Here is a 2,644-nt window from a genome sequence, read left to right as displayed (position 1 = left end):
GTTAGCAATAGGTAAGCCTTTGAAGTGATCTCCAGCTTTTCCCCTGCTCCGCACCGAACGTGCTAGTTTCCCAGCATTCGGCGGTCCATCTAACGATGTATATTAAATTATAAGTTCTTCGTTACTTGTTGACGTGAGATGTTTCTACCTTTTCAAGCCCACATTCCATTCGATAAAAATTTAATTTCTTTATCATTGAGTTGTCTAAATTGAATTTTTGTGTTTCTGATACAATCATTTCGTAATCTTTACGATGGATTAGTCGATGTATGTCTTTGTGGAGAATGCGCAGGTTATTGAATTGATCTGTTCCACCAAGATGTTTTGGTACATAATGGTGACAGTGAACATCATGAGCTGTTAAATCCCAACCTGTGATTTCGCATTTCCCCATTTTCATACTAAAACGACTAATTCGATTATCCAAATATTCAACTGTTCTGTCTGGAAGTGTTGCTTTCATTAATACGCTGATTTCAGTTTCAATATCTGGTTTTAATTTGTCGTAAATTTTCTTTCTGCCTTCTTCTGTAAATAGGGATAATGTTGGACTAAAGTTCATTGCATTAACTGTTTTTACATTCCCTATCGGGAATAGATGCACAGTAGCAATCTTGAACGTTTTGACCCTTATGCTATAAAACTTTTTATAAGTTGAATTGGGGTTGATTGGATGCCCATATTTCCCAACAGAACGAAGGCGATTGTACAGAAAGGCTTTGATCTCGTAAGCAAGACGGGAGAATTCTGGATTAACATGTGTAGCTCGGTTGAAATAGTTATGAATACCTAATACAAAACTGTTAAAGCGTAAAGCGTTTTGAATTGTGGGGGAGTCTTTCATTCTTTGGATGTGTATCTTAGCTTGTTCTTTGAGTTTCTCCCGCTTTTTACGCTTAATGCCTGTATGGGCAACTCTCTTCTTTCCTTTGATCTTTGCCCAGATTGTGAACCCTAAGAATTCTGATTTTCGTTTTCGCAAGTTTACGATTTGCGATTTTTCGGGTGAAATATCTAGTTTTAAACGTTCTTTCAAGTATAATCTGACTGCATGATACCATTTTTGAGCCGTTTTTCCGTCTCGACAGAAGATTTTAAAATCGTCCGCATAGCGGACGAGGTATCCTTCTTTGAGGTTTGTACGCTTCTTGGCGTATAGCTCACCTTCTCTTGTTTTATAATGTTTAGTAAGAGGGAAGAATTCCCATTGTTCTGAAACCCACTTGTCTAGATCGTTTAGTACAACATTCGATAATATTGTCGATAAAATACCACCTTGAGGTACGCCTTTAGATGGTATTCCTTCTTTATCAATTTCAGCTTTTAGCATTTTAGATATGCAAGCTAAAACTTTTCGATCATGGATACCTAGGTTCCATAACTGTTTGATGAGAAGCGAATGATTAACATTATCGAAAAATCCTTTAATATCAACATCAACAACGTAGTGTAGTTGTGATTGATTAATCAAGAATTGTACTCTAGCCATAGCATGATGAGTAGACCTTAACGGTCTAAATCCATAACTATGTTTATAAAAATGAGCTTCAGCAATCGGTTCAAGAACTTGTTTAAAACATTGTTGAATGATACGGTCAAGAATGCATGGAATGCCAAGTGGTCTAAATTTACCGTTTTCCTTTTCAATCCATTTTCTTCTGACCTTCTTAGGATGATAGTTTTTTAGTTTTGATTGAATTATTTTCACTAGTTCATTTTCCGATAATTTTTTAATATCTTTGATGGTTTTCCCATCTGTACCAGGTGTTTTCGAACCTTTATTGGATTTCATTGTGCGGTAAGCTAGTAGAATATTTTCTCTTGAAGTGATGATTTCATATAGATGATCAAAGGACTCGATGTTTCTAGCTCTTTCGTGCAAATCCGTAAAGGTTTCCGTCATATTGTAGTAATCCCAATATCTCAAAGTTGACACTGTGGCATCCCTCCTAAAGAGTGATATTCCCACATTCTTACCCGATCGGTGTCATTCACGTGAAGAAAATAATTGTTCTAATTCGCTAGACTTGAGGCTGTTCCTTCACTCCAATTACAGGAGCTTCTTCGGTCGTACCTCTACCTTCGCAAGAATAAATGCATTTCGGCTTTTGCCTTATAACAAACGTTTTGGATGACAGTCCTTTTTTCAACGTTTCTTGCTTCCCAAGTACCTTACAACGTAGCTATCCATTCTGGACGTAGGTGCTTCCTTTAAGCCTGTGAGCTTGATACCGCCATTGTTCAGTATAATGTATTTCATAGGAAGCAGTTTTACTCTACACCACCCACCCCAACGTTTGTTGGGACATAGCTTTACACTATGTTCTAACTTTAGACCCTTTAATTCGGAAGTTCGTCAGTTCCTTTTGATCGGAACATTCTCACCATATCTAGTTTTTCAGCCATCCGGCATATCAGTTAACATACCTTTTCCATTGGAATGGCTCTAGTCTTCCTTCTGCCGACTCTACCTGTGCTTCGAACCCCATGAACTGTCATTCATGACGCACGCAGGAGTCTTGATGGGATTGTTTCAGGAAACTTGGTTCCTTCATTCCAATCCTCAGTTGTAAAGTTGAAGTTTTTCTAGTAAACTTCCTGTATTTTCACGCTGGAAAGCGTTTATAACAGAACTTGTCGCGCG

Annotated in this window: 1 protein-coding gene; it reads right to left on the bottom strand. The window is 37.7% G+C overall.

What is annotated here, in order from left to right; translation table 11 throughout:
* Positions 1-121: 121 nt before the first annotated feature.
* Positions 122-1,936 carry a group II intron reverse transcriptase/maturase gene (gene ltrA / locus BKP35_RS12340; protein WP_211274625.1) on the bottom strand — a complete coding sequence of 605 codons (1,815 nt, stop codon included), beginning with the start codon at positions 1,934-1,936 and terminating at the stop codon, positions 122-124.
* Positions 1,937-2,644: the final 708 nt, after the last annotated feature.

Origin of the sequence: Anaerobacillus arseniciselenatis (assembly GCF_001865995.1) — a bacterium.
GTDB classification, from domain to species: Bacteria; Bacillota; Bacilli; order Bacillales; family Anaerobacillaceae; genus Anaerobacillus; species Anaerobacillus arseniciselenatis.
Note: the sequence above shows the minus strand (reverse complement) of the source record. Positions and strands in the feature narration are given on the sequence as shown.